Raw genomic sequence first — 24,332 nt, 5'->3', positions numbered from 1 at the left:
GCCGACCACGCCGAGACTCACGTCTCAGTCCAAAGTCGACCCCCCGGGCGCAGGGGTGTTCCAGGTCACTTGTAGAGTATGTTTCCGACAGCTTGTCGACCAGTCGCCCAGTGCGGCCGATACAGAAGTGAGAGACACCTATGTTCTCTAAAGTCCTTGTGGCCAACCGCGGAGAGATCGCCGTCCGTGCGTTCCGTGCCGCCTATGAGCTCGGAGCCTCCACCGTCGCAGTCTTCCCCTATGAGGACCGCAACTCCGAACACCGTATGAAGGCCGACGAGGCCTACATGATCGGTGAGGAGGGCCACCCCGTCCGCGCCTACCTCAGCGTCGAAGAGATGCTGCGGGTGGCGAAGGAGAGCGGCGCCGACGCCATCTACCCCGGATACGGCTTCCTCTCTGAGAACCCCGATCTGGCACGTGCCTGTGCCGAAGCGGGAATCACCTTCATCGGCCCCAAGGCCGATGTGCTCGAACTGGCCGGAAACAAGGTCCAGGCGCTGGCGGCCGCACGCAATGCGGGCATCCCGGTCCTCGACTCGACACGTCCCTCGGCCGATATCGCACAGCTGCTCGCCGATGCCGAATCGATGGAATACCCCCTCTTCGTCAAGGCCGTCGCCGGCGGCGGTGGTCGCGGAATGCGTCGCGTGGCTCAGGCCTCCGACCTCGAGGACGCTCTCAAGGCCGCCATGCGCGAAGCCGAAGGCGCCTTCGGCGATCCCACGGTCTTCATCGAGCAGGCGGTGCAGCGTCCCCGTCACATCGAGGTCCAGGTGCTGGCCGACAACGACTCGAACGCCATCCACCTCTTCGAACGCGACTGCTCCGTGCAGCGCCGCCACCAGAAGGTCGTGGAGATCGCTCCGGCCCCGAACCTCGATCCCGAGATCGCGGCCGCCCTGCACGCAGATGCCCTGAAGTTCGCAAAGGCACTGGGCTACCAGAACGCCGGCACCGTGGAATTCCTCCTCGAGACCGACGGACCGCGCGCCGGCAAGCACGTGTTCATCGAAATGAACCCGCGCGTCCAGGTCGAACACACTGTGACCGAAGAGATCACCGATGTCGACATCGTGGCTTCGCAGATGCGCATCGCCGCCGGAGCCACCCTCGAAGAGATCGGCCTGCGCCAGGACGAGATGCGGATCAAGGGCGCCGCACTCCAGTGCCGCATCACCACCGAGGATCCCGCGAACTCCTTCCGCCCCGACACCGGCACGATCACCGCCTACCGCTCTGCCGGTGGTGCAGGTGTGCGCCTCGACGGCGGAACCGTCCACGCCGGTGCTGCCGTCAGCCCCCACTTCGACTCGATGCTCGTGAAGCTCTCGTGCCGTGGCCGCGACTTCGCTCAGGCCGTCGGCCGTGCCAAACGCGCCCTCGCTGAGTTCCGCATCCGCGGCGTATCGTCGAACATCGGCTTCCTGCAGGCCGTCCTCGACGATCCCGCGTTCGTCGCCGGAGACCTGTCCACGTCCTTCATCGAAGAACGCCCGCAGCTCTTCGACGCTCGGGTGAGCGCCGACCGCGGATCGAAGCTGCTGGACTACCTCGCCGATGTCACGGTCAACCGCCCCCACGGCGAACCGGGTCTGCGCATCCGTCCGGGCGACAAGCTCCCGAGCATCGACCTCTCTGCGGCACCCGCAGCGGGCAGCCGCGACCGTCTCGCCGAGCTCGGACCGGAGGGCTTCGCCCGCGCCCTGCGTGAGCAGAGCTCCCTGGCCGTCACTGATACGACGTTCCGCGACGCCCACCAGTCCCTGCTGGCCACCCGCGTGCGCACCCGAGACCTGCTGGCCGTGGCCGGGCACGTCTCCCGGATGACACCCGAGCTGCTGAGCATCGAGGCCTGGGGCGGTGCGACCTATGACGTGGCTCTGCGCTTCCTCGGCGAGGATCCATGGGAACGTCTCGAAGCCCTGCGCACCGCGGTTCCCAACATCAACCTGCAGATGCTTCTGCGCGGACGCAACACGGTCGGCTACACCCCGTACCCGACCGAGGTCACCGACGCATTCGTCGATGAGGCGGCCCGCACGGGCATCGACATCTTCCGCATCTTCGACGCTCTCAACGACGTCGAGCAGATGCGTCCGGCGATCGAAGCCGTGCGCGGAACGAACACGGCACTGGCCGAGGTGGCCCTGTGCTACACCTCGGACATCCTCGATCCGAAGGAAGAGCTCTACACGCTCGACTACTACCTGCGCCTGGCCGAACAGATCGTCGACGCCGGTGCTCATGTGCTCGCCATCAAGGACATGGCCGGCCTGCTGCGCCCGGCAGCCACAGTCAGCCTCGTGACTGCTCTGCGGGAGAACTTCGACCTGCCCGTCCACGTCCACACCCACGACACTGCGGGCGGACAGCTAGCCACTCTCTATGCTGCTGCCGCCGCCGGTGCCGATGCCGTCGATGCCGCCTCTGCTGCGATGGCCGGAACCACCAGCCAGCCGAGTCTCTCCGCACTCGTCGCCGCATTCGAGAACACCGAGCGCGACACCGGCATCAGCCTCGACGCCGTCAGCGACCTCGAACCCTACTGGGAATCGGTGCGCAAGCTCTACGCACCGTTCGAGTCCGGGCTCGCCGGACCGACCGGCCGCGTCTACCGTCACGAGATCCCCGGCGGACAGTTGTCGAACCTGCGTCAGCAGGCCGTCGCACTGGGCCTGGGGGAGCGGTTCGAGGACATCGAACACATGTATGCGGCCGCCGATTCGATTCTCGGCCATCTCGTCAAGGTCACCCCGTCCTCGAAGGTCGTCGGCGATCTGGCGCTTCACCTCGTCGGCGCCGGAGTTGCGCCCGAGGAGTTCGCGGAGAACCCCGACAAGTTCGACATTCCGGATTCGGTGATCGGGTTCCTCAACGGCGACCTCGGTGATCCTCCGGGCGGATGGCCCGAGCCGTTCCGCACGAAGGCCCTCGCCGGCCGTTCCGCCAAGCCGCTCACCGAGCATCTCGAACCTGCGGATGCCGAAGCGCTGCAGACGCCGGGCCGGGACCGGAAGGACAAGCTCAACGAGCTGCTGTTCCCCGGTCCGACGAAGGAATTCCAGTCGATGCGCTCGAACTACGGCGACCTCTCGGTCGTCGAGACCTCCGAGTACCTCTACGGTCTCACCAGCGGCGAAGAGCATGCCGTCGAGCTGGCGAAGGGCAAGAACCTGCTCATCGGCGTCCAGGCCATCGGCGGCACTGACGAGCGCGGGATGCGTTCGGTCATGTTCACCCTCAACGGACAGCTGCGTCCGCTGCAGGTGCGTGACCGCTCCGTCGAAAGCGAAGTCAAGACTGCGGAGAAGGCCGATCCGAACAACAGCGGACATGTCGGCAGCCCGTTCGCCGGAGTTGTGACCATGCAGGTCCACGAGGGCGACAAGGTCTCCGTCGGCGACACCGTAGCCACCATCGAGGCGATGAAGATGGAAGCGACGATCACAACCCAGACGGCTGGAACCGTCTCCCGTGTGGCCATCGCCGATGTCCAGCAGCTCGAAGGCGGAGACCTCGTCGTGGTGATCGATGCCTGAACGCGAGATCCGACTGTGGGGCGACCCCGTGCTCCGCAGCAAGTGCGAACCGGTGACAGCCTTCGATGATCACGTCGAAGCTCTGGCAGCCGACCTCGTCGACACCGCACGGCCCGAGGGCCGTGCGGCCGTCGCCGCTCCGCAGATCGGGGTCGGACTGCGAGCATTCGGCTACGACCTCGACGGTCGCACGGGATATGTCATCAACCCGGAGATCGTCGAGCTCGGCGGGCAGCTGCGTGACATCGAAGAAGGCTGCCTGTCCGTCCCTGGGCTGTTCTTCCCCACCCCCCGCTACGAATTCGCTCGGGTACGAGGGGTGGATGCGAAGAATCAGCCGATCGAGATCGAAGGCACGGAAGTCTTCGCCCAGATGCTCCAACACGAGGTGGGGCACCTCGACGGACAGGTCTACATCCAGACTCTGCCCGGGGAACGCCGGCGGGAGGCCATGAAAGCCATCCGCTCGGCCGACTGGTTCCTCGCCCGAATGCCCTGAGCCGAGTCATTCGCACCCGACCGACCAGATAGACCAAGAAGGAGAAGTTTATGAGCATCCAGCGCACCGCCGTCATCGGCAGCGGACTCATGGGAGCCGGAATCGCCGAGGTGCTGGCGAAGTCCGGTCTCGACGTCATCGTCCGCGAGATCAACGAGGAGGCCTCGGCCGCCGGTCGTGCCCGCATAGAGAAATCCCTGGCTCGCGCAGTGGACAAGGGCAAACTCGATGCCGCCGCCCGCGACGAGGCGCTCGGCCGACTGCGGTTCACCACCGATATCAGCGATCTCGCCGATCGTCAGCTCGTCATCGAGGCAGCCAGTGAGAACGAGGACATCAAGAAATCGATCTTCGCCGAGCTCGACCAGGTTGTCACCGACCCGGAAGCGATCCTGGCCTCGAACACCTCGTCGATGCCGATCATCCGATTCGCGCAGGCGACTTCGCGGCCCGAGCGCGTGCTGGGAGTGCACTTCTTCAACCCCGCACCGGTCCAGCCGCTCCTCGAGATCGTCTCCTCGGTGCTCACCGCCGAGGATGTCCGCAACACGGTGACGTCCTTCGTCGCCGATGTGCTCGGAAAGAACCCGATCCAGGCCGATGACCGCCCCGGCTTCATCGTCAACGCCCTGCTCATCCCGTACCTGCTCAGTGCGGTCCGGATGCTCGAGGCCGGACTCGCGACGAAGGAGGACATCGACGCGGGAATGGTCGGCGGCTGCGCCCATCCGATGGGACCGATCAAGCTGGCCGACCTCGTCGGTCTCGACACCTGCCTCTATGCAGCAGAGAGCATGTATGAGGAGACCGGCGACCCGGCGAACAAGCCTCCGATCCTGCTGTCGCGCATGGTCGATGCCGGCCTACTCGGTGTGAAGTCCGGACGCGGATTCTACGAATACTGATCCGACGCCCCGGTACGGACAGGTCCGCCCCGAACCCTTCGGTTCGGGGCGGACCTGTCTTTGTCTTCAGGCAGCGTTCGGGTGTCAGCCGGCCAACAGCTTCTCATAGCTGGCCAGGCGCACACACGCCACGAGGCCCTGAGCGGCGAGTTCGACCTCATCGAGGGTCGGCATCGTCGGCGCGATGCGGATGATGTTGTTGTGCGGGTCGAGACCGTACGGGTGTGTGGCACCGGCAGGGGTCAGCTTCACTCCGGCTTCCCCTGCGAGTTTGACGACGCGATCGGCGATGCCCTCCATCGTCGTCAGAGTGATGAAGTACCCGCCGTCCGGTGAGGTCCACTGCGCCAGCTCTTCGGCTCCGAGTCCGTCCTCGAGCGCCTTGAGCACCGCGTCGAACTTCGGTGCGACGATCTCGGCATGCTTGCGCATATGCGCTTCGACCCCGGCCGGGTCGGAGAAGAACCGGACATGGCGCAGCTGGTTGATCTTGTCGGGGCCGATCGCGACCTTCCCGAGGTTCGCTCGCATCCAATCGACCGTGGCCGGGCCTCCGGCGAAGAACGACACACCGGCCCCGGCATGAGTGATCTTCGACGTCGAGGCGAAGACCCATGCACGTTCGGGATGACCCGCCTCTGCGCAGAGCGAGAGGATGTCGAGATTGTCCGGATGGTCCTCTCGCAGATGGTGCACCCCGTAGGCGTTGTCCCACAGCAGAGTGAAGTCGGGCGCCGCCGTCGGCATGGCAGCCAGCTCCCGTGCCCGCGCTTCGGTGACCGTGATTCCGGTCGGGTTGGAATACATCGGCACCAGCCACATGCCCTTGACCGCCGGGTCTTCGGCCAGACGCTGCGCCTCGGAGATGATCGGGCCCTCGTCGTCCATCGGAATGGTCAACAGCTCGAACCCGAGGGATTCGGCCAGGGTGAAATGGCGGTCGTAACCGGGCACGGGGCACAGCAGCTTGTGCGGACCCTGTCCCCACGGGCGATCATCGACGGCCGTGCCGTGCATGAGGGCGAAGGTCAGCGCTTGGGTCATGAATGTCAGCGAGGCATTGCCGCCGGCCAGCAGCTGGTCGGCGGGAACCTTGAGCAGCGGGGCGAAGATCTCCCGCAGTTCGATGAGTCCGTCGAGTCCGCCGTAGTTGCGGGTGTCGACGCCGCCGGGAGTGCGGAAGTCGTCGCCGCTGACCGCAGTGAGCAGATCGGCAGCGAGGTCGAGCTGTTCCGGAGCGGGCTTGCCCCGTGTGATGTCGAGCGAGAGACCGCGCGCGGCGAATTCCTCGTACGCGGCGGAGGCTTCGTCCAGTTTGGACGAGAGGTCGGACGGTGCGGACATGCTGGCTCCTTAGGGCTGGGAACGGGCCGTTGACTCCATCCTATCGACTCGGCGATTGCCGACGACGCTAGAGTGGTCTGCAGCGGCCGCCTGGACGACCGCCGACAATTCGATGAAAGGCAGACTCAGATGGTGCGACCACGTGCGCGGGCCGCCCACGGACGCAGTTTCGGCGCCCAGGCCGGAGTCTATGACGAGGTGCGGCCCGGATATCCCGACTCAGCCCTCGACCTCGCGCTGACCGGTTGGGAGCCGCAATGGTCTGGTCTGCGCGTGTGCGACCTCGGTGCGGGAACGGGGATCCTCAGCCGCCGGCTGCTCACACGCGGTGCCGACCTCATCGCCGTCGATCCCGACACGTCCGCGCTCGAACACAATCCAGCCCCCACCACGGTCGGCACCGCTGAGGACACCGGCCTGGAAGCAGAGAGCCTCGACCTCGTCACTGTCGCGCAGGCCTGGCATTGGTTCGACGAAGCGAAAGCAGCCGCCGAAGTCGCGCGCATCCTCCGCCCGGGAGGCCGGCTGCTCATCCTCATCAACCAACTCGATGTCCGGGTCGACTGGGTGCTGCGCCTGAGCCGGATCATGCACGCCGGCGACGTCTATCGACCGCAGTACCGACCCCAGCCCGGCAACGGCCTGGCTCTCACCGACCACAGGCTCGTCGAATTCACCACGGAGCTCGCCGTCGATGGAATCGTCGACCTCGCGCGCACCCGGTCGTATTGGCTGCGTTCGAACGAGAAGACTCGAGCTCGAGTCGAAACGAACCTGCGCGAGTACTTCAGTGTCGAGCATCCGGTGTCCGGCACGGTGGATCTGCCGTATATGTGCCTGGCATATCTCCTCGAACGGGGCTGAACGCACGAAGCGGGCCGCACCCGATGAAGGTGCGGCCCGCTGTCGGCAACCAGGAGACGCCTCGGCGTCCGAACCTCGGTCACCGTGATTCCGTTGGAATCCGGCGCCGATGTCAGCCGTCGAGGCCGGGGGACCGGGGTCCGTCGGACGAGGACGATTCAACCACCTCGGGGGAGGTCTGTCCGGCTGCATGGGAGACGGAGATCTTCCGGGGGCGGGCCTCCTCGGCGACGGGGATCGTCAGCGTGAGGACACCGTCGCTGTAGTCGGCGCGGATGCGATCCAGCGCCACCCGGTTGCCGAGCGTGAGCTGGCGGGCGTAGGTGCCGTTGGTGCGTTCCCGGGTCAGCCACTTCACGTCCTTGTCGGCGACCTCGGACTCGCGGCGAGCGCGCACCGTGAGCGTGCGGTCTTCGACATCGACATCAATGCTGCTCGGATCGACTCCGGGCATATCGATGAGGGCGATGAAGACTTCGCCGTCGCGGTAGAGGTCCATCGGCAGGGTGGTGGCGTTCGGGGTGCGGGTCACCTCGGAGAAGAATCGGTCGAGGTCGCGGATGGGGTCGAAACGTGTAGCCATGTGCTTCCTTTCGCTCGGGTCATACATTGAGTCAAACACACTCAACTTTGAAATGATTCCGAACTCATGAAATTCTCAGTTTGTGAGCCTGGTTCCCATACTCCTCGCCCTACTTCCCGTCACGGCGCTCATCGCCTTCGGTCTCGTACTGAAGAGACTGCCGGGATTTCGGAGTCCGGAATTCTGGTCGGGCGCGGAGAAGCTCGCGTACTACTGTCTCCTTCCGGTGCTCCTCTTCACCTCCGTCGCCGAGGTGGACGTGGCCCATGTCCCGCTCGCGCGCTTGGCAGCCGCGCTCGTCATCCCCACCGTGATCGTGTCCCTGGGCATCGTCCTCGCCCGCAGGGTCATCGCTCGCGATCTTCCGGCCTTCACCTCCGTGCTCCAAGGCGGGATCCGCTTCAACACCTATATCGGCCTGTCGTTGGCGGGCAGCCTGTTCGGTTCCGAAGGCAGCGCCGTGGCCGCGATCGTCGCGGCGATTCTCGTCCCCACGGTGAATGTCATCTCGAGCCTCGGCTTCGAGTTCCTGCGCACCGGACCGAGCTCGCTGCTCGCGCTGCTGCGGGCGATCGTGACGAATCCTCTCGTGCTCGGCTGCGCCACGGGAGCCGCGGCCAATCTCAGCGGTCTGGGTCTGCCGGACGTGGCGGCCACGGTCCTCGAACCCTTGGCGGCCGCCTCGCTGCCCATCGGGCTCCTCTGCGTCGGCGCCGGTCTGCAGGCATTCTCGATGCGTGACCACGCCCGGGCCATCATCGCCTCGACGTTCATCAAGCTGATCGTGCTGCCGGGGCTGTCCCTCGTCGCACTGTCTCTCTTCGCCGTCCCGGCGGTGCCCGCGCTGGTAGGGCTGCTCTTCCAGTCGATCGCCACGGCGAGCTCAGGTTATGTCATGGCCCGGCAGCTCGGGGGCGATGCGAAGCTCATGGCCGCACTCATCGCCGGACAGACCGTCGTCATGCTCGTGACTCTGCCGATCGTGCTGCTCATCGGCAAGTCGGTCCTCGGCTGAGGACGCACCGGTCTCCCCGCAAGCTCGGGCCTGAGAACGAGAGCGGCCGATCCCGTGCTGGGATCGGCCGCTGGAGTACTCGATTCGAGTTCACACTTGACTCATAGAGCTCACCCTGAGCGCTGAGCCGAAATGGTCATGCAGTTCTCACTCGCTGTCGGCAGTGATATCAGGGTGGCGTGAGCCGAGTTCGGAATCGATGCGCAGGACGCCGGCACCGTCGTTGCCGACGCGCTCGAGGCGACCAATGATCTCGGAGATGCTCGACTCCTCCTCGACCTGCTCGTCGATGAACCAGTGGAGCAGCGGCAGGACGTCGAGGTCGGCCTCGTCCTGAGCGGTGCGGTAGATGTTGCGGATGGACTCCGAGACCTTCTCCTCGTGGGCCAGTGCGGCCTTGAAGAAGTCGAGCGGCTGCGAACCGGAGACCTTCGGAGCGGCGATGTCGCCGATCTGAGGGGAGAATCCGCGGTCGAGGCAGTGCTGAGTGAACTTGGCGGCGTGAACCTGCTCTTCTTCGGACTGGGCGCGCATCCAGCGCGTCATTCCGGGCAGATCGAGATCATCGAGCTGGATGGAGAGCTGGAGGTAGACCAACGAGGCTTCGAGTTCGAGGGTGACCTGCTCGTTGAGGACCTTCTGCATGGCGGGGCTCAGGTGCATCTTTTACTCCTTTGCGGTTCGAGGCGGATCCGTTCCGCCTGCTTAGAGAATATCCTGACACCTTTTCTAGAACCGTTCCAGTGTGGAAAGGCTCGGCAAACTCTGCCCAGGTATGCCATACCTGCCTCGACCGACGCCGCGTCCTGCGAAGACTGCCGCTCAGAATTCCGGACGTCTGGAGTGATGTCCGGTAGCAGCTTCGAAGGCGTGAGCGACTCGCAGCAACTCGACATCCGCGCCCGGCTTCGCCACGATCTGCACACCCACCGGCAGACCGGAGGCCGAGAAGCCGGCCGGCACCGAGATCGCGGGGCAGCCGGTCGCCGAGATCAGGCACAGTGCTCGCATCCAATCGAGGTAGTTCTCCAGCTGCACACCGTTGATCTGTCTCGGATACTCGATGTCCGCGTCGAACGGCAGGACCTGGCACGTGGTGAGCACGAGGACGTCGTGTCCGGCGAAGTAGCTGTCGATCTCCGCGTGCAGACGGGTGCGCGCTGATTCGGCCGAAGCCACCTCGGCGCCCGAGAGGTCGAGCCCCATGCGGATGTTCCACCTGACCGATTCCTTGATTCTGTCCGGGTGCGCCTCATACAGGCCGCCCCAGGAGCCCACGAAGTCGAGGGCGCGGCGGACGTTGAACACCTCGTCGGCTTCCGTGAGATCCGGGATCTCCTCGTCCACATGTGCACCGAGGCTGCTGAATACCGGTGCGGCGGACGCGACGATCTCCTTCACCTCGGTTTCGACCGGAAGCAGTCCGTCCAGGTCGGGGTTGAAGCCGACCTGGAGTCCGGCAAGGTCGGGGGAGCGGTCGGAGGCGAGTGCGAACTCCGGGAGGTCGAAGACGCCGCCCGACTCGAGGATCGATCCCGGCGCCGAAGGATGTGGCCCTGAGGCCACCGACATGAGCAGCGCCACATCGGAGACCGTGCGTGCCATGAATCCGCTCTGGGACAGCCACGCAAAGGGGTTGCCCGGTCGAACATGGGGAATACGGCCGTTGCTCGGCCGCAGACCGACGACGTTGTTGAACGAGGCCGGCGACCGCAGCGATCCGCCCATATCGGAGCCGTCACCTGAGGCCTGGATCCCGGCTGCGAGCACCGCACCCACGCCACCGGAGGATCCCGAAGCCGATTTCGTCCGGTCGTAGGGGTTCACGGTTGTGCCGAACACCTCATTGAAGGTGTGGGAGCCGGCGGCGAACTCGGGCACGTTCGTCTTGCCTGTCGTCGTGATTCCGGCGGCTTTGAGACGGGCGATGATGAGCGCATCCGTTTCGGGCACGCGATCGGCCATGAGCGGTGAACCCCAGGTCGTGCGCAGACCTGCTGTGTCGTGGGTGTCCTTATGCGTCATCGGCACTCCGTGCAGGGCACCGAAGCTCTCACCGCGGGCGGTTGCTGCGTCTGCGGCATCGGCTTGAGCGAAGGCGGCTTCGTCGTCTCGGGTGACGACGGCGTTGAGAGCAGGGTTGACCTCATCGATGCGGTCGAGATGAACCTGCAGAGCCTCCCGGGCCGAGACCTCCTTGGCGGCGATTCGGCGGGCCAGCTCACGGGTCGACCACCACAGCATCGACTCGCTCATGCGCGGTCCTTTCCGACCTTGCTCAGCACCGCGGACAGCGCGGCTCTGATGCCGGTCTCGAGAGTGGTCTCGACATCGTCGGGAGCGAAGAACGGGGAGTGATTCCCGGGAGGGGTCTGACCATCGGCGAACTTCTCGGGGGAGTAGCCGCCGAAGAACCAGTACACGTACGGGACGCCGATGTCATCGCCGAACGCTCCGACGTCTTCGCTGCCGGTGGCCGGCTCGGACACGTGGACCCGTTCGGCGCCGAGTTCGGATCCGACATGGGTGAGGAACGAATCGGTCTCCTCGGGGTCGTTGTAGCACCGCGGGAACCGATACATCTCTTCGATCTCGGGTTCCGGAGCTCCGGAAGCAAGAGCCTCGGCTTCGATGATGCGGCGGACCCGGTCGAGGACGACCGCGCGGACCTCCTCGGTGAAGGTGCGGATATTGAGTTTGAATTCGGAGGAGTCGGGGATGATGTTCTCTTTGAGTCCGCCGTGGAAGGTGCCGACGGTGACGACCGACATGTCGCGGCCGGAGATCTCGCGTGACACGACCGATTGGAGCCGGGTGATCATATAGGCGCCGAGGACGATCGGGTCGATCGCGTTCTCCGGTTGGGATCCGTGTGCCTGCTTGCCCTTGACGGTCACGCGCAGGCAGTCGGACATCGCCATGGCGGTGCCGCTGCTGACGTAGAGGTGACCGGCGGCGCCGGGCCACACGTGTTGACCGAAGATGACCTCGGGGCGCACGATCTCATCCCAGAGCCCGTCATCGAGCATCGCGCGCGCACCTTGGCCGGTCTCCTCACCGGGCTGGAAGAGCATGACGACTGTTCCCGACCACAGGTCCCTGTGTGCGACGAGGTGCTTGGCGAGGTAGAGGCCGACGGTGATGTGAGTGTCGTGGCCGCAGCCGTGCATGACCTTCGTCGTCTCGCCGTCGGGAAGAGTGCCGTCCGCCGTGGAGGCATAGTCGAGTCCGGTGTCCTCGCTGATCGGCAGCCCGTCGATGTCGGCACGGTAGCCGATGACCGGACCGTCGCCGTTCTCGATCACGGCGACGACTCCGGTTCCGCCGAAAGTGTGCGTCTCCAGGCCGAGGGCCTGGAGCCGGGAGGCGATCTCCGCAGCAGTGTTCGTCTCCTGCATGGACAGCTCGGGAGTGCGGTGGAACTGCTTGTAGTCGGCGATAGTCTGGTCGAGATCGGCACTGATCGACGAGCGGAGGGCGGAGTTGAGTGACATGATGTCCTTTCAGCAGAGGTCTGGTGCCATCTTGGCAGGAATTGTCGGATGCGGGGGTCAGTCTCGGCAGACGAGCACCGACCCTTGTCGGCCGTCAGTTGATGCCGACGGTGTCGGTGCCGTCGCTGTCGGGTCTCTTGTCCGTGACCGCCTTGTTGCGGGTGAACCATGTGATGACGATGGTCAGGAACACGACGATGGCGACGTCGCCGGGCGCGAGCACGGGAACCAGCCGGACGAGGACGAGGATGACCAGCGCCGCCATGCCGAGGGCGATGAGCGTCGACTTCAGCTGTTTGAGCGACGCGATGAGCTGGACGGTGACACCGCCGAGGATGGCCGGGAGGATGTAGAGCTTCGCGACGAGGGTCACCGGCTCGGGAATGAGGGAGACGAGCCAGGTGCCGAGGATGCCGACGAAGATGACCATCGAGGCGACGTGGATGATCGCGGCTCCGCAGATGGCCATCGTCGCCGCGTATTCGCCCTTGCGAGTGCCGGGCTTCGCTCCGATCGTGTCCTGGGCGACGATCGCCGAGGGCAGCAGTTTGTTCGCGACGTTGCCGATCATGAAGGCCTGGTACATTCCGGCGGGTCCGAGGATCGGGAAGTAGGTGAGAGGTTCGACGATGTAGAAGACGCCGTAGACGGCGAACACGGCGAGGAATCCCTTGAGGATCTCTCCGAGGTCGATGTTCGCGTCGGCGACGAACAGAAGATAGAACGGCACCGAGGTGGCGATGAGGAATCCGATGAACAGCGTGATCGAGCCCCATCGGCTGGTGGTGCGCTCGAATGCCGCGTGCGAGGGTGATGTGATGATCGATGGCATGTTCTCTCCTCAGGCTTCGGGCATGCCGAGACCGGCATAGTGGGCGAAGTAGGCGGCGACGAGGCCGATGAGCAGGGAGATTCCCAATCCCCATTCCTTCAGCCAGTTCTGTTTGAGCGTCTTGGCGAGCAGCAGGCAGATGCTCATCACCACCGCCGAGACGATGACGGCGATGACGTGGGTCGGTGACTTCGGCAGCTCACGGAAGGTCAGCGCCGCGAAGGCCGCGAGCAGCGCCGCACCCGGGATGATCGACATGAGTGCGGGATTGACCTTCTCGAGCTTGTGAGAGCTGCGTTTAAAGATCGGGGTGAGGATGAGGGTGGAGATCATCCAGCCGGCGCCCGAGAGGCTCATCGCCAGCAGGGCGACGATGAACACGCCGCGAGTGAAGGTCTCATCACCAAGGTTGGCACCCATGGTGCCTGCCGCCAGGGACGCAGATGCGACCTCGGTGGCGGCGGACCCGATGAGTCCGACGCGGACGATGACCGGGGGAGTGCCGAACAGAGGCAACAGAGCGATGGCGACGAGGACCACCGACAGCGATGGCCCGATGGCGGCGACACCGCCGGCGCGGAAGGCCGAACGGACTTCCTGTTGGCTCATACCCGCGGACTCGGCGTTCTTCTTCACCGCGGTCATATAGATGAGCGATTGGACGACGACGACGCCCATCACCGCCAGCGCGAGTATCCAGAGAATCGGTGCGTTTGCGAGACCGATGTAGTCGGCCGAACCGCTGGCCACAGTCATGGTCAGCTCCTCACTTCATTATCGAGTTGCAGGGGCGCCGGATGGCGAGCCATATCGGTATACCATCGCGCAGTGCACAGGAACAACCTATACTGACCGATCGGTCAGGACCATGGTTTGACCAGAAGTTCTCAACACTCGAGATTTATCGGAGCGATTTCCGATGCCCGTCCCGCCTTGCAGAACGACGCCGCTCAGGCTCGGCAGACATCGGCTGAGGGCATGGATATCATCGGTCGCCCAACAGCCAGGGGAGCAGGCCACGACGGTGGCGGCATGTTGAAATATTCCGGGTGAACGAAACTGCGCCCCACGATCGCCTCCAGGGGAGTGCGATCGCAGGGCGCCGATCGAGGCCGCTCAGCGCTTCTTCGGTGAGATGTACATGGTGATGCGTGCGGTGACGAAGGCGATGCCGTTCGCGTCGAGGACATCGACAGGGACGACCAGGTCGAACTTCTCCTCGCCGAAACCGGGGATCTCCTCAAGCCGGGTGACGGCCGTGACCGGCCCCTTGCTGGCCTTGGCGTTGTATTCCACGGCCATTCCCGCCGGGATCCAGCGATGAGTGGGAGGCACGGTCGCTTCCGTCATGACTCCGGCGGCGACTTCGGCCATATTGCACGACGCGATCGCGTGGTAGGTACCGATATGGTTGTGCATTCCACGGCGGTTGGGGGCAGTGACGCGGCACAGACCGGGTCGCAGCTCTCTGATCTGCGGGCGCACAGTACGGAAGTAGGGTGCTTTGAAGCAGATGCCCTGAGAGAACAGCCAGGAACCGACAAGGCCGCCCAGAGGCATCTCCTGCATCTTCTTCCAGAGCTTGAAGGTGGACGCCGTTTCGGCGGTATGCACGGCTGTGGTGTCTGCGGTCATGGAGGCGCCCCTTACTGTGATCTGAATTACCGTTCAGTACACATGCTATCAGTCGGACCGTTCGGCGAGTGTGAGGTCACGAGTGCGCTTGAGGAGTTCACGCAGCACCGATTCGTCGACATCGATCAATCGAGTGAGATAGAGGCACGACGTGCCACTGCGGTACTTGCCGAGCCTGGAGGCAAGGTCGGGCCAACGGTCCTCATAGTCGCTCGTGAGATAGATCGTGTGCTGACGCGAGGCAGGGGAGTACGCGAGAACCGGCATCGTGCCGCCATGTCCTGATTCGTAGCGATACTCGACCTCGCCGAATCCGATGATCCGTGAGGCCCACACCACTGGTTCCTCGCCGGAGATCTCTGCGAGAATCTCACGCAGACGATCGGCCCCGGCACGCCTGGGAGCGCCTGCACGGTCGAGCACGTCATCGACGGGTTCACCTGTCGGTCGCATTGCCGGTTGCTTCGTCGCCATTTCGCCTCCTGATGTCGGACCGATGGATCACAGGCTCAGATCGCCGGATTCAACTGTAACTGCGCTCCGCGGGGAGCGGCTCAATGTCTTTACTTAACATAATGTATATTATCGGCGTTTTACCCATAGACGGAGATGAGTCTTAGATACCTCGAAAGAAACCGTCGCAGCGAAAACCCAATACACGGCAACGAGCGTCACCGACAGAAATGGCCGTGAGCGACGCACAGGTCACTCACGGCCATTTCGCGATCACGATCTCAAAGCACGTGTTCATGCCTGCAGATCGTCGATCGTCAGTTCATCGTGCGGTCTCAGCTGCCGACGGTGACGTTGCCGCCGAGGCCGACCTTACCGCTGTCGCCAGAGCCGCCGTCGTCCTTCTTGCCGCCATCGTCCTTCTTGCTGCCTCCGTCATCGGCAGCGCCATTGGACTTCGTCAGTCCGGCTTTCTCACCGCAGGTGGGCCATGCGCCCGGACCCTGCTCCTTGAGGACCTTCTGAGCGATACGGATCTGTTCCTGCTTGCTGTGCTCGTCCGCAGTGCCCGAGCCGCCGAAGCCGTTCCATGTCTGCTTGGAGAACTGCAGTCCACCGTAGTATCCGTTGCCGGTGTTGATGTGCCAGTCTCCGCCGGATTCACATTCGGCGACCTTGTCCCAGACGCCCTTCTCAGATGCCTGGGCCGGCTGCCCTGCGCTCATGCCGGTCAGTCCGGCGGCTGCGACAGCGCCGGCGCCGACGAGCAGGGCGACCTTGCGGAGGCTTGTGCTGTAGAGGTTCACTGTGTCTTCTCCAAAGTACGACTGCATTTCGGTTCTGTAACCCGGTCGTTACCGAGCCGTTATACACCGTAACGAATCAACTGCCGCATTTGAACCCGAGACCGTGAATTCAGCATCCGAATCGCCTCCGCGGAACCTGAGTGGGGCCTGAAGAGGAGCGGCTCCCCCAGTCAGGAGGTCACGTACTGTGCCAGATGCTCCGCGGTCAGCGATCCATTCGCCTTCGCGCCGGCGACCAGCTGAGCCGGGCTGCCCTCGAAGACGATCGAACCTCCGTCATGTCCGGCACCAGGCCCCAGGTCGATGATGTGATCGGCGTGAGCCATCACGGCCTGATGGTGTTCGATGACGATGACGGTCCGCCCCGAATCGACGAGCCCATCGAGGAGTTGCAGCAGGTTCTCCACATCGGCCAGGTGCAGCCCGGTCGTCGGTTCGTCGAGGATGATCACCTGCGCGGCATCCGCGGCCTTCGCCGACAGATGGACCGCCAACTTCAGTCGCTGCCGCTCGCCCCCTGACAGAGTCGTCAGCGGCTGCCCGAGGCTGACATAGCCGAGTCCCACCTCGGCGAGGATCTTGAGAATCTTCACGACCGCGGGAATACGCGACTCCCCCGCACCGAAATGCTCGATCGCCGCGTCCACCGGCAGGTCGAGGACCTCGCGGATGTTCAGTCCGCCCAAGGTGAACTCGAGCACTTCGGCTTGGAACCCTTTGCCCTCGCACTCGTCGCAAGGTGCGGACACGCCGCCCATGAGCGCCATATCCGAATAGATGATTCCGGCGCCGTTGCACACGGGACAGGCACCTTCGGAATTCGCGCTGAAGAGGGCGGGCTTGACCCCATTGGCCTTCGCGAACGCCTTCCGGATGGGCTCGAGCATTCCCGTATACGTGGCCGGGTTGCTGCGCCGGGATCCCTTGATCGGCGCCTGATCGATCATCACGACCCCATCACGTCCCCGCAGGGACCCCTCGATGAGGCTGCTCTTGCCGGATCCTGCGACGCCGGTGACGACGGTGAGCACGCCGAGGGGCACATCGACATCGACATCGCGCAGATTGTGCGACCCGGCACCGCGGATCTCGAGCGCTCCCGCCGGTTCCCGCACCGTTTCCTTGAGCGACGCCGTGTACCCGAGGTGGCGACCGGTGAGCGTATCGGATGCCCGGAGGCCGTCGACGGTGCCGGTGAAGGTGACCTCTCCCCCGTTGCTGCCGGCCCCGGGTCCGAGATCGACGATGTGATCGGCGATGAGGATCGTCTCGGGTTTGTGTTCGACGACGAGCACCGTATTGCCTTTGTCCCGCAGCGCCAACAGGAGTTCGTTCATCGATCGGATGTCATGCGGGTGCAGGCCGATCGTCGGTTCGTCGAAGACGTAGGTGACGTCCGTGAGCGAGGACCCGAGGTGGCGGACCAGTTTGATCCGTTGCGCCTCTCCCCCGGACAGCGATCCAGCCGATCTGTCCAAGGACAGATATCCGAGTCCGATGTCGTTGAAAGCGCGCACATCGGCGCGCAGGGAATCGAGCAGCGCCGAGGCGGCTCCCGGCTCGATCTGGTCCAACCAACCCGTGATGTCCGAGATCTGCAGAGCGCAGACATCGGCGATCGACTTCCCGGCGATCAGCGAGGACCGGGCGGCGGCGTTGAGCCGTGTCCCTGCGCATTCGGGGCAAGTGGTGAAGACGACGGCACGGTCGACGAATTCGCGGATGTGCTTCTGCATCGAATCCCGATCCTTAGACAGGAACGAGCGTTGGATCCGTGGGATCAGCCCGTCGAACGTGATGTTCGTGCCGTTGATCCTGACCTTCTCGCCTTCGGCATAGAGCAGGTAGTGCCGCTCGTTCTCATCGAAGTCGCCGACCGGCTTGTCGGGGTCGAAATACCCGGATTCGGAGAACATGCGCACCGACCAGCCGCCGGGTTTGTACCCGGGGACGGTGATGGCTCCGTCATTGAGGGATTTCGACTCATCGACCACCTCGGCGATGGAGATGTCCGTGGCTGTGCCCATGCCCTCGCAGTGCGGGCACATGCCGCCGTTGACGGAGAACGACCTCCGTTCGACCTGTTTGCCCTCGCCCTTGTCGATGGTCACCGCGCCCTTGCCGCTCAGGGTGGCGACGTTGAAGGAATACGCGTTCGTCGATCCGAGGTTCGGTTCTGCCAGACGCGCGAAGAGGGTGCGCAGCTTCGCATTGATGTCAGAGACCGTGCCCACCGTGGAGCGCGGGTTCGCCCCGATCCGCTCCTGGTCGACGAGGATGGCCGTCGTCAGTCCCTCGAGAACGTCGACTTCTGGTCGGGCCATCGCCGGCATGAAGCCTTGGACGAAGGCGGAGTAGGTCTCGTTGATCATCCGCTGGGACTCGGCGGCGATGGTGTGGAAGACGAGTGAGCTCTTGCCGGAGCCGGAGACGCCGGTGAAGACCGTGAGGCGGCGTTTGGGGATCTCGACGCTGACGTTCTTGAGGTTGTTCTCCCGGCCTCCGCTGACGCGGATGAGGTCGTGGCTGTCTGCAGTGTGCACCGGTGTCAGCCTCTCTGCTGGATGCGGATCATGTTCCCGGCGGGGTCCCGCAGGGCGCAGTCTCGCAGACCATAGGGCTGGTCCATCGGCTCCTGCACGATGTCGGCGCCTTTGGCCTCCACCTCGGCGAAGGCCTCATCGACGTTCGGCGTCGCGAGTACGATCGCGGCATAGCTGCCCTTGGCGATGAGACCTTCGATGGTCTCCCGTTCGGTGTCGCTGATCGTCGGGTCGGTCACGGGCGGGGTGAGCACGATCGATGTGTCGGGTTGGCCGACCGGTCCCACCGTCAGCCAGCGCATGCGTCCGGCACCGACGTCGAGGCGCAGCTCGAAGCCGAGGATGTCGCGGTAGAAGGTCAGGGATTCTTCTGCATCGGTGTGCGGCAGGAAGCTGGCGTTGATCGAGATGTCCATGTCAGCAATCGTAGACTGCTCAGCGCGGTGGGACTTCTCGATTCCTGACCGGTCGCAGTGCATTCTTCACCACGATCGTCGGCAGCCGGTGCTCGCCTGCGGCGACTCCGTCGCGGTAGCGGGTCGGTGAGAGTCCGACGAGTTCGCTGAAACGGGTGCTGAAGGTGCCCAAGGACGAGAAGCCGACGGTGAAGCAGATCTCGGTGATCGTGAGATCACCGCGGCGGATGAGGGCCATGGCCCGTTCGATCCTGCGCGTCATGAGATACGAATACGGCGATTCTCCGAAGGCCGATCTGAACTGACGGCTGAGGTGACCGGCGGACATGTGCACGCCAGAGGCCAGAGCCTCCACGCTCAAGGGCTGGTCGAATTCGCGGTCGATGCGGTCCCGGACTCGGCGCAGAGCCACCAGCTGCTCGATCACCCCGCGTCGACTCCCTGTTTCAGGGTGCGTCCGCGGAAGAAGTCGGGATGGCGGACGGATTGGATGATCATGATGACCACGCCCAGGGCCAGCACCCCGATGCCGAGGACGAAGACGAGTCCGACGCCGAAGACCGAGGATCCGGATCCGTAGTCGGGGTCGAGCGAGTCGATTGCGGTGGTGACGAAGATGACCAGCAGGGTCACTCCCCCGATGAGAGGGAACAGGAACCGGTAGAAGAACGTGCGGGTCGAGGCGAAGAGGCTGCGTCGGAAGTACCAGATGCAGGCCAGGCCCGTGATGCCGTAGTAGAAGCACACCATGAGGCCCAGCGCAGTGATCGTGTCCCACAGAGCGTTCTCCGAGAGCAGGCGCATGACGACATAGAAGATGATCGCGGCGCCCGCCGAGGTGACGGTGGCGACCGACGGGGACTTGTAGCGGGGAGAGACCCGGCCGTACTTCTCAGGCAGCGCCCCGTAGTGGCCCATCGCCAGGATCGTCCGCGAGGGCGAGACCATCGTCGCCTGCAGCGAGGACAGGGATGATGAGAGCACCGCAATGGACACGAGCACTGCGAAGGGCCCCATGACCGGGCCGGCGAGCGAGGCGAAGATCGATTCCTGGTTATCGGGGTTGCCCGCACCCAGGCCTTCGGTGCCGACTCCGGCGAAGGAGATGACGGCGATCGTGCAGGCGATGTAGATGATGACGATCGCGATGATCGTGAGCATGGCAGCGCGGCCCGGAGTCTTCTCCGGATCCTTCGCCTCCTCGTTCATCGTGATCACCGTGTCCCAGCCCCAGAACAGGAAGATCGACAGCGATACGGCTGCCGCGACGGTGGAGAAGTCGCCGGCGGACAGCGGATTGAACCAGTCGAGAGACACCGGGGTCGGATCATAGGAGGTGCCGTTGGAAGCCTGCACAATCGCGGCGACGACGAACCAGCCCAGGGCCAGCACCTGGAAGGCGACGAGCCACACCTGCAGCTTCTCGGTGGCTTCGACTCCCCGATAGGACACCCAGGCCGCAGCGGCGGTGAGGATGATCGTCACGGGGATGTTGATCCACAGCACTCGTGTGAGTTCGGCGATGGACGGATCGGAGAACACCTGGGACAGCAGGAGGAAGAGGAAGTCGACGGCCACGGCCGCGAGGTTGGACAGCACGAGGACGGTGGCGGCGACGAGCCCCCATCCGCCCATCCAGCCCAGCCAGGGCCCGAACGCTCTGGTCGCCCATGTGAAGGTCGTACCCGAGTCCGGCATCGCGGTATTCAGTTCGCGGTAGCCGAAGACGACGAGGAGCATCGGCACGAAGCCGATGAGCAGCACGGCCGGGGTGTGCACCCCGACCTCGGAGATCGTCGGGCCCAGTCCAGAGGTCAGCGTATAGGCCGGAGCGATGCAGGAGATGCCGATGACAGCTCCCCCGATGGCTCCGATCTTGCCGGCGGAGAGTCCTTTGGAGCTCAGTCCGCTCGTGTTCGTCGACGGTGACGGCTGTGTACTGCTCATCTCAGGACTTCTCGCCGAGGATCCTCTCGGCGGTGGCGGTGCCGATGCGCACCGCTCCGTCGACGTGCTGGTAGCCTTCGGCTGCGATATCGGAGCTGGCGAAGTGGATGGGCCCGACCGGGTCGTTCTGGAACGGTCCCCAGCGGTGCAGACCTCCCAGGTCGTAGCTCGTCGCATAGGCTCCGCGGGTCCATTCCTCCGCGCCGAAGTCGGAGAGGTAGAAGACTCGGGGGTCGAGTGCCTTCGGGCCGAGGAATTCGGCGAGGGCTTCGAGGATCTTCGTCCGGCGGGATTCTTCGTCCAGGGCCCACATGGCGTCGGCGTTGACATCGGAGATGAAGCCGACGAGGGTGCCCTGCTCTTCACCGTGGTTCGTGTTGTCGTAGACCTCTTGGACGAGACGGGAGGCGCCGAAACCGGTTCCGCACAGACCGTCTTCGCGCCAGAACGGGGTGTCGTAGGTGGCGTGGACCTTGATGACGAGACCCATCGACTGGTGTTGATGGAAGATCTGCTGGAGCCTCGGCAGAGGTGGGTCATAGCTGATGCGCGAGTAGAGGTTCGGCGGTACGGCGACGATCGCCTGGCCTGCGCTGACCGTCAGTTCGTCGGTCGAAACACTGACTCCGGTCTCCGACCATTCGATCCGGCGCACCGGCTGCTGCAGACGGACGATGTCATCGCCGAGCTCCTCGGCCATCTGCACCGAAACCGACTGCATCCCGCCGACGACGCGACGATCAAGGATGAAGTGATCGTCGACGAGATTCGTGAACGATCCCGCCGAGGCGGCCATGAGGATCGCTTGGAGTGCCGAGAAGGTGGTGGCGGGTTTGGTGAGCATGCCGCCGGCGACGAACAGTCCGATGTTCTCACAGGCGAGTTCGTCCTCGGACCGCTGACGCAGCCAGTGATGAAAGGAGATCGAGTCGAGTTCGGCTGCGTCTTCGGCATCCCAGGGGGCCTTCGGACCGATCCTGGCGGCGAGTTCGTCGAGGATGCCGATGAGGCGCTCCATCTCGGACTGGGTCGACTCCCCCACCGGGAACATCTCCCCCGAATAGACGGTGCGAGTTCCGTCGGGGGCGATGTAGACGCTGTCTCCGTCACGGTACCGCGGGTAGGTCTCTTTGCCGAGTTCGTCGACGAGGGCCAGCAGCGCGGTCTGGTCCGGGGAGATCCACTGTCCGCCGAGTTCGAACATCTGCCCGTCGATGTGTTCGGTCCAGGTGCGGCCGCCCACACGGTCACGGGCCTCGAGCACGATGACGCTGCGTCCGGCCTTGCGCAGCCGACGGGCGGCGCTCAGGCCCGATGGGCCTGCTCCGATGATAACGACGTCACGGGTCTCTGCGGACACGGCGAACTCCTCCTGAAGCGATTGGGGTGGCTTCAGACTAACGAGGTCCCGGGCCCGTGCCAAGACGGATTCGGCAAGTGCGGAATCCGCACTCGCCCGAGCGGTCAGCGGAACTCGCGGGGATCTGCCGCAGGGTCGTTCTCGAGGGCGGTGATGAAGCTCCACGAATCGGGTCGCGAACCGTCGAGATCATTGAATCCGTAGTAGGCGGCCAATCCGTGGGTGTCCTGCGTCGTCGAGTTGAAGCTGTGCCGGTCGGGATCGGCGGCCAGTGCGACAACGGAACGACCGAGCAGATGAGGCGTCTCGGAGATCGCAAAATCGCGTGGCGGTTCGGTGCGGGTTTCGTCGAGCGAGTCGCGCATCCAGTTGTCCTCGCTGGTTCCGAAGTGATCGAGCATCATCTCCGACCGCCAACCGGGGGTGATGGCGACCGCCGTCGCTTCCACCTTGTCGAGTTCGTGGCCGAGTCCGAAGGCCAGTCGGCTCACGGCCGTCTTCGTGAGGTCGAGGAAGACATTTTCCCGGTAATGGCTCGCGTTGAACTCTGCGGTGCCGTCGGTGATCTCGATGTGGAGACCGCCCGGATTCCGTGTGAGCAGGGGCAGGGCGGCATGTGCGGTGTGCAGGTGAGTGAGCAGACCCGCCCGGAACAGACGCATCTCGGTGTCGAGCTCGGTCTCCCAGAACGGTGTGCCCCACTCGACGTAGGCTTCTCCCCCGATGTCGTGGACGATGATGTCGAGACGGCCGTGGTCGGTGTCGATCTGGTCGATCACCTGTGAGATCCGGGCGGGATCGAGGTGATCACAGACGTGGGCTTCGGCTTGGCCGCCTTCGTCGGTGATGAGGGCGGCGGTGTCTTCGATCGTCTCTGTGCGTCCGTAGTCGGAGGGACGTCCGTGGGTCGATCGGCCGGTGCAGTGGACGAAGGCGCCGGCACGTGCGAGGTCACGGGCGATGGCGCGGCCGGCTCCTCGGGTGGCTCCGGCGACGAGTGCGACCTTGCCGTTCAGCGCACGTTGGGAGAACGGAGCGAAGTCGGCGGGGTCGGTGGCGTGAGCTGATTCCGGTGTCGGTGTGATCATGGGACCAGTCTCATCCGCTTCCACTGACATCTCGTGTCAGTGTCCTTCATTATTCTCAGAATTGTGAAAGCTGCTCGCCTCGTTTCGGAGATCGTCATCCTCGGTGCGCGTTCTCGGCCGATCACGGCAGCCGATCTCGCGCGACGTCTCGAGGTCACCGAGCGGACGATCTACCGTGACCTCGGTGAGCTGTCGCGGATGGGCGTTCCCGTCATCACCGAGGCGGGACCCGGCGGCGGGATCAGCCTCCTCGGCGACTGGGTCTCGCCTGTGACGGGTCTGACCCGGGACGAACTCGACTCCCTGCTCATCGGCTCCCCTGCCGCGGCCGATCTCGGCTTCTCGTCCGCGTTGGCCACGGCGCGAGCGAAAGTTCTCACCGAATCGTCATCGGTATTCTCGCAGCTCATCCTCGTCGACGGGCCGGACTGGTTCATGGCCAAGGAGGATCCCGAGCAGCTCGACACCATCGTCACCGCACTGCGCACTCAGCGGGGACTGCAAATCACGTATCGCGGACGGAACGGTCTGCGATCGCGCACGCTTCTGCCGCTGGGGCTCGTCATCAAGGCCGGTCGCTGGTATCTCGCGGCTCAGCCGCCGGGAGGCAGACCCCGCACCTATCGCGTCTCACGGATCGGCTCAGCCGAGCTGCGATTCCTCCGCTGCACTCCCCCACCGAATTTCGACCTCGCCGACTACTGGACAAATGCGCAGGCCGAATTCGACACCTCGATTCGCCGGACATGCGTGAGACTGCGACTGCCTGTGGACCAGGTCGCTGACCTTCTGCGCGCGGTGCCGGGCCGACTCACCGAGGATGCCGTCAACGCGGGGCGGACGGACCGCGACATCATCGAGATCAACCTTCCCATGGAACCCGACGAGGTGGCTGTCAGTCAGCTCGTCACCGTGCCCGGGGTCGAGGTCCTCTCACCAAAACAGCTCCGCCGCGACCTGCACGATCGTGCACGGGCCGCGGCGGAGCTCAATGAGTGAGGTGGGC

At 64.6% G+C, this 24,332-nt stretch carries 22 protein-coding genes; 6 read left to right on the top strand and 16 right to left on the bottom strand.

The features are described 5' to 3' along the window. Nucleotides 1-140: 140 nt before the first annotated feature. Genes SB749_RS08725 through SB749_RS08715 form a run of 3 tightly spaced genes read left to right on the top strand, consistent with a single transcriptional unit; the run spans nt 141 to nt 4,946 of the window. Complete coding sequence (locus SB749_RS08725) at nt 141-3,542, top strand: pyruvate carboxylase (RefSeq protein ID WP_410710017.1); 3,402 nt, start codon at nt 141-143, stop codon at nt 3,540-3,542. Beyond that, a complete protein-coding gene (locus tag SB749_RS08720) occupies nt 3,535-4,041 on the top strand; it encodes a peptide deformylase (RefSeq protein WP_410710016.1) in 507 nt (168 codons plus the stop codon). Before SB749_RS08725 ends, SB749_RS08720 begins: the two co-directional genes overlap by 8 nt. 50 nt (nt 4,042-4,091) lie before the next feature. Continuing rightward, a complete protein-coding gene (locus SB749_RS08715; protein ID WP_410710015.1) occupies nt 4,092-4,946 on the top strand; it encodes a 3-hydroxybutyryl-CoA dehydrogenase in 855 nt (284 codons plus the stop codon). 84 nt (nt 4,947-5,030) lie between these two features. Here the strand turns inward: SB749_RS08715 and SB749_RS08710 are convergent, their stop codons facing one another. Further along, entirely contained in the window at nt 5,031-6,290 is a 1,260-nt protein-coding gene (locus SB749_RS08710; protein ID WP_410710014.1) for an aminotransferase class I/II-fold pyridoxal phosphate-dependent enzyme, read from the bottom strand. Between the two features lie 129 nt (nt 6,291-6,419). On the opposite strand from SB749_RS08710, the gene SB749_RS08705 reads away from it, so the two are divergent. Next, a complete protein-coding gene (locus tag SB749_RS08705) occupies nt 6,420-7,154 on the top strand; it encodes a class I SAM-dependent methyltransferase (protein WP_410710013.1) in 735 nt (244 codons plus the stop codon). 112 nt (nt 7,155-7,266) lie between these two features. On the opposite strand, the gene SB749_RS08700 is transcribed toward SB749_RS08705, so the two are convergent. Then, nucleotides 7,267-7,737 carry an Hsp20/alpha crystallin family protein gene (locus SB749_RS08700; protein WP_410710012.1) on the bottom strand — a complete coding sequence of 157 codons (471 nt, stop codon included), beginning with the start codon at nt 7,735-7,737 and terminating at the stop codon, nt 7,267-7,269. Nucleotides 7,738-7,819: 82 nt separating this feature from the next. Between SB749_RS08700 and SB749_RS08695 the strand changes: the two genes are divergently transcribed. After that, nucleotides 7,820-8,752: an AEC family transporter gene (locus tag SB749_RS08695; protein WP_410710011.1), complete on the top strand. Its 933-nt coding sequence runs from the start codon at nt 7,820-7,822 to the stop codon at nt 8,750-8,752. 147 nt (nt 8,753-8,899) lie between these two features. On the opposite strand, the gene SB749_RS08690 is transcribed toward SB749_RS08695, so the two are convergent. The 14 genes from SB749_RS08690 to SB749_RS08625 all read right to left on the bottom strand — a co-directional run bounded on the left by SB749_RS08690 (nt 8,900) and on the right by SB749_RS08625 (nt 23,326). Next, nucleotides 8,900-9,415, bottom strand: a complete 516-nt coding sequence (locus SB749_RS08690; RefSeq protein WP_410710010.1) for a ferritin — start codon at nt 9,413-9,415, stop codon at nt 8,900-8,902. 159 nt (nt 9,416-9,574) lie between these two features. After that, entirely contained in the window at nt 9,575-11,008 is a 1,434-nt protein-coding gene (locus SB749_RS08685; protein WP_410710009.1) for an amidase, read from the bottom strand. Beyond that, nucleotides 11,005-12,246 (bottom strand): amidohydrolase, encoded by a 1,242-nt coding sequence (locus SB749_RS08680; protein WP_410710008.1) that lies wholly within the window; start codon nt 12,244-12,246, stop codon nt 11,005-11,007. Before SB749_RS08680 ends, SB749_RS08685 begins: the two co-directional genes overlap by 4 nt. 94 nt (nt 12,247-12,340) lie before the next feature. Further along, nucleotides 12,341-13,078, bottom strand: coding sequence for a hypothetical protein (locus tag SB749_RS08675; RefSeq protein WP_410710007.1), 738 nt, complete (start codon nt 13,076-13,078; stop codon nt 12,341-12,343). A gap of 9 nt (nt 13,079-13,087) precedes the next feature. Beyond that, nucleotides 13,088-13,834 carry a DUF5058 family protein gene (locus SB749_RS08670; protein ID WP_410710006.1) on the bottom strand — a complete coding sequence of 249 codons (747 nt, stop codon included), beginning with the start codon at nt 13,832-13,834 and terminating at the stop codon, nt 13,088-13,090. A 360-nt stretch (nt 13,835-14,194) separates the two neighbouring features. Next, nucleotides 14,195-14,713 (bottom strand): hotdog fold domain-containing protein, encoded by a 519-nt coding sequence (locus tag SB749_RS08665; RefSeq protein WP_410710005.1) that lies wholly within the window; start codon nt 14,711-14,713, stop codon nt 14,195-14,197. A 48-nt stretch (nt 14,714-14,761) separates the two neighbouring features. Further along, nucleotides 14,762-15,187, bottom strand: a complete 426-nt coding sequence (locus tag SB749_RS08660) for a DUF1801 domain-containing protein (protein WP_410710004.1) — start codon at nt 15,185-15,187, stop codon at nt 14,762-14,764. A 314-nt stretch (nt 15,188-15,501) separates the two neighbouring features. Next, nucleotides 15,502-15,972 carry a transglycosylase family protein gene (locus tag SB749_RS08655; RefSeq protein WP_410710003.1) on the bottom strand — a complete coding sequence of 157 codons (471 nt, stop codon included), beginning with the start codon at nt 15,970-15,972 and terminating at the stop codon, nt 15,502-15,504. Between the two features lie 170 nt (nt 15,973-16,142). Further along, the gene (locus SB749_RS08650) at nt 16,143-18,515 is read right to left on the bottom strand and encodes an ATP-binding cassette domain-containing protein (protein ID WP_410710002.1); all 2,373 of its coding nucleotides are present in this window, start codon (nt 18,513-18,515) and stop codon (nt 16,143-16,145) included. A 5-nt stretch (nt 18,516-18,520) separates the two neighbouring features. After that, the gene (locus tag SB749_RS08645; protein ID WP_410710001.1) at nt 18,521-18,931 is read right to left on the bottom strand and encodes a VOC family protein; all 411 of its coding nucleotides are present in this window, start codon (nt 18,929-18,931) and stop codon (nt 18,521-18,523) included. Nucleotides 18,932-18,950: 19 nt separating this feature from the next. Continuing rightward, nucleotides 18,951-19,358 carry a helix-turn-helix transcriptional regulator gene (locus SB749_RS08640; RefSeq protein ID WP_410710000.1) on the bottom strand — a complete coding sequence of 136 codons (408 nt, stop codon included), beginning with the start codon at nt 19,356-19,358 and terminating at the stop codon, nt 18,951-18,953. Next, on the bottom strand, nt 19,355-20,878 hold the full coding sequence (locus tag SB749_RS08635) for an APC family permease (RefSeq protein ID WP_410709999.1): 1,524 nt from the start codon (nt 20,876-20,878) through the stop codon (nt 19,355-19,357). Before SB749_RS08635 ends, SB749_RS08640 begins: the two co-directional genes overlap by 4 nt. 1 nt (nt 20,879) lies before the next feature. Then, complete coding sequence (locus tag SB749_RS08630; protein ID WP_410709998.1) at nt 20,880-22,238, bottom strand: flavin monoamine oxidase family protein; 1,359 nt, start codon at nt 22,236-22,238, stop codon at nt 20,880-20,882. A 104-nt stretch (nt 22,239-22,342) separates the two neighbouring features. Beyond that, complete coding sequence (locus SB749_RS08625) at nt 22,343-23,326, bottom strand: SDR family oxidoreductase (RefSeq protein ID WP_410709997.1); 984 nt, start codon at nt 23,324-23,326, stop codon at nt 22,343-22,345. Nucleotides 23,327-23,389: 63 nt separating this feature from the next. Between SB749_RS08625 and SB749_RS08620 the strand changes: the two genes are divergently transcribed. After that, nucleotides 23,390-24,325: a helix-turn-helix transcriptional regulator gene (locus SB749_RS08620; RefSeq protein ID WP_410709996.1), complete on the top strand. Its 936-nt coding sequence runs from the start codon at nt 23,390-23,392 to the stop codon at nt 24,323-24,325. Nucleotides 24,326-24,332: the final 7 nt, after the last annotated feature.

The organism is Brevibacterium sp. SIMBA_078 (genome assembly GCF_046534565.1).
In the GTDB taxonomy this organism is placed as follows: Bacteria; Actinomycetota; Actinomycetes; order Actinomycetales; family Brevibacteriaceae; genus Brevibacterium.
This window is presented reverse-complemented; position numbering and strand designations above follow the sequence as displayed.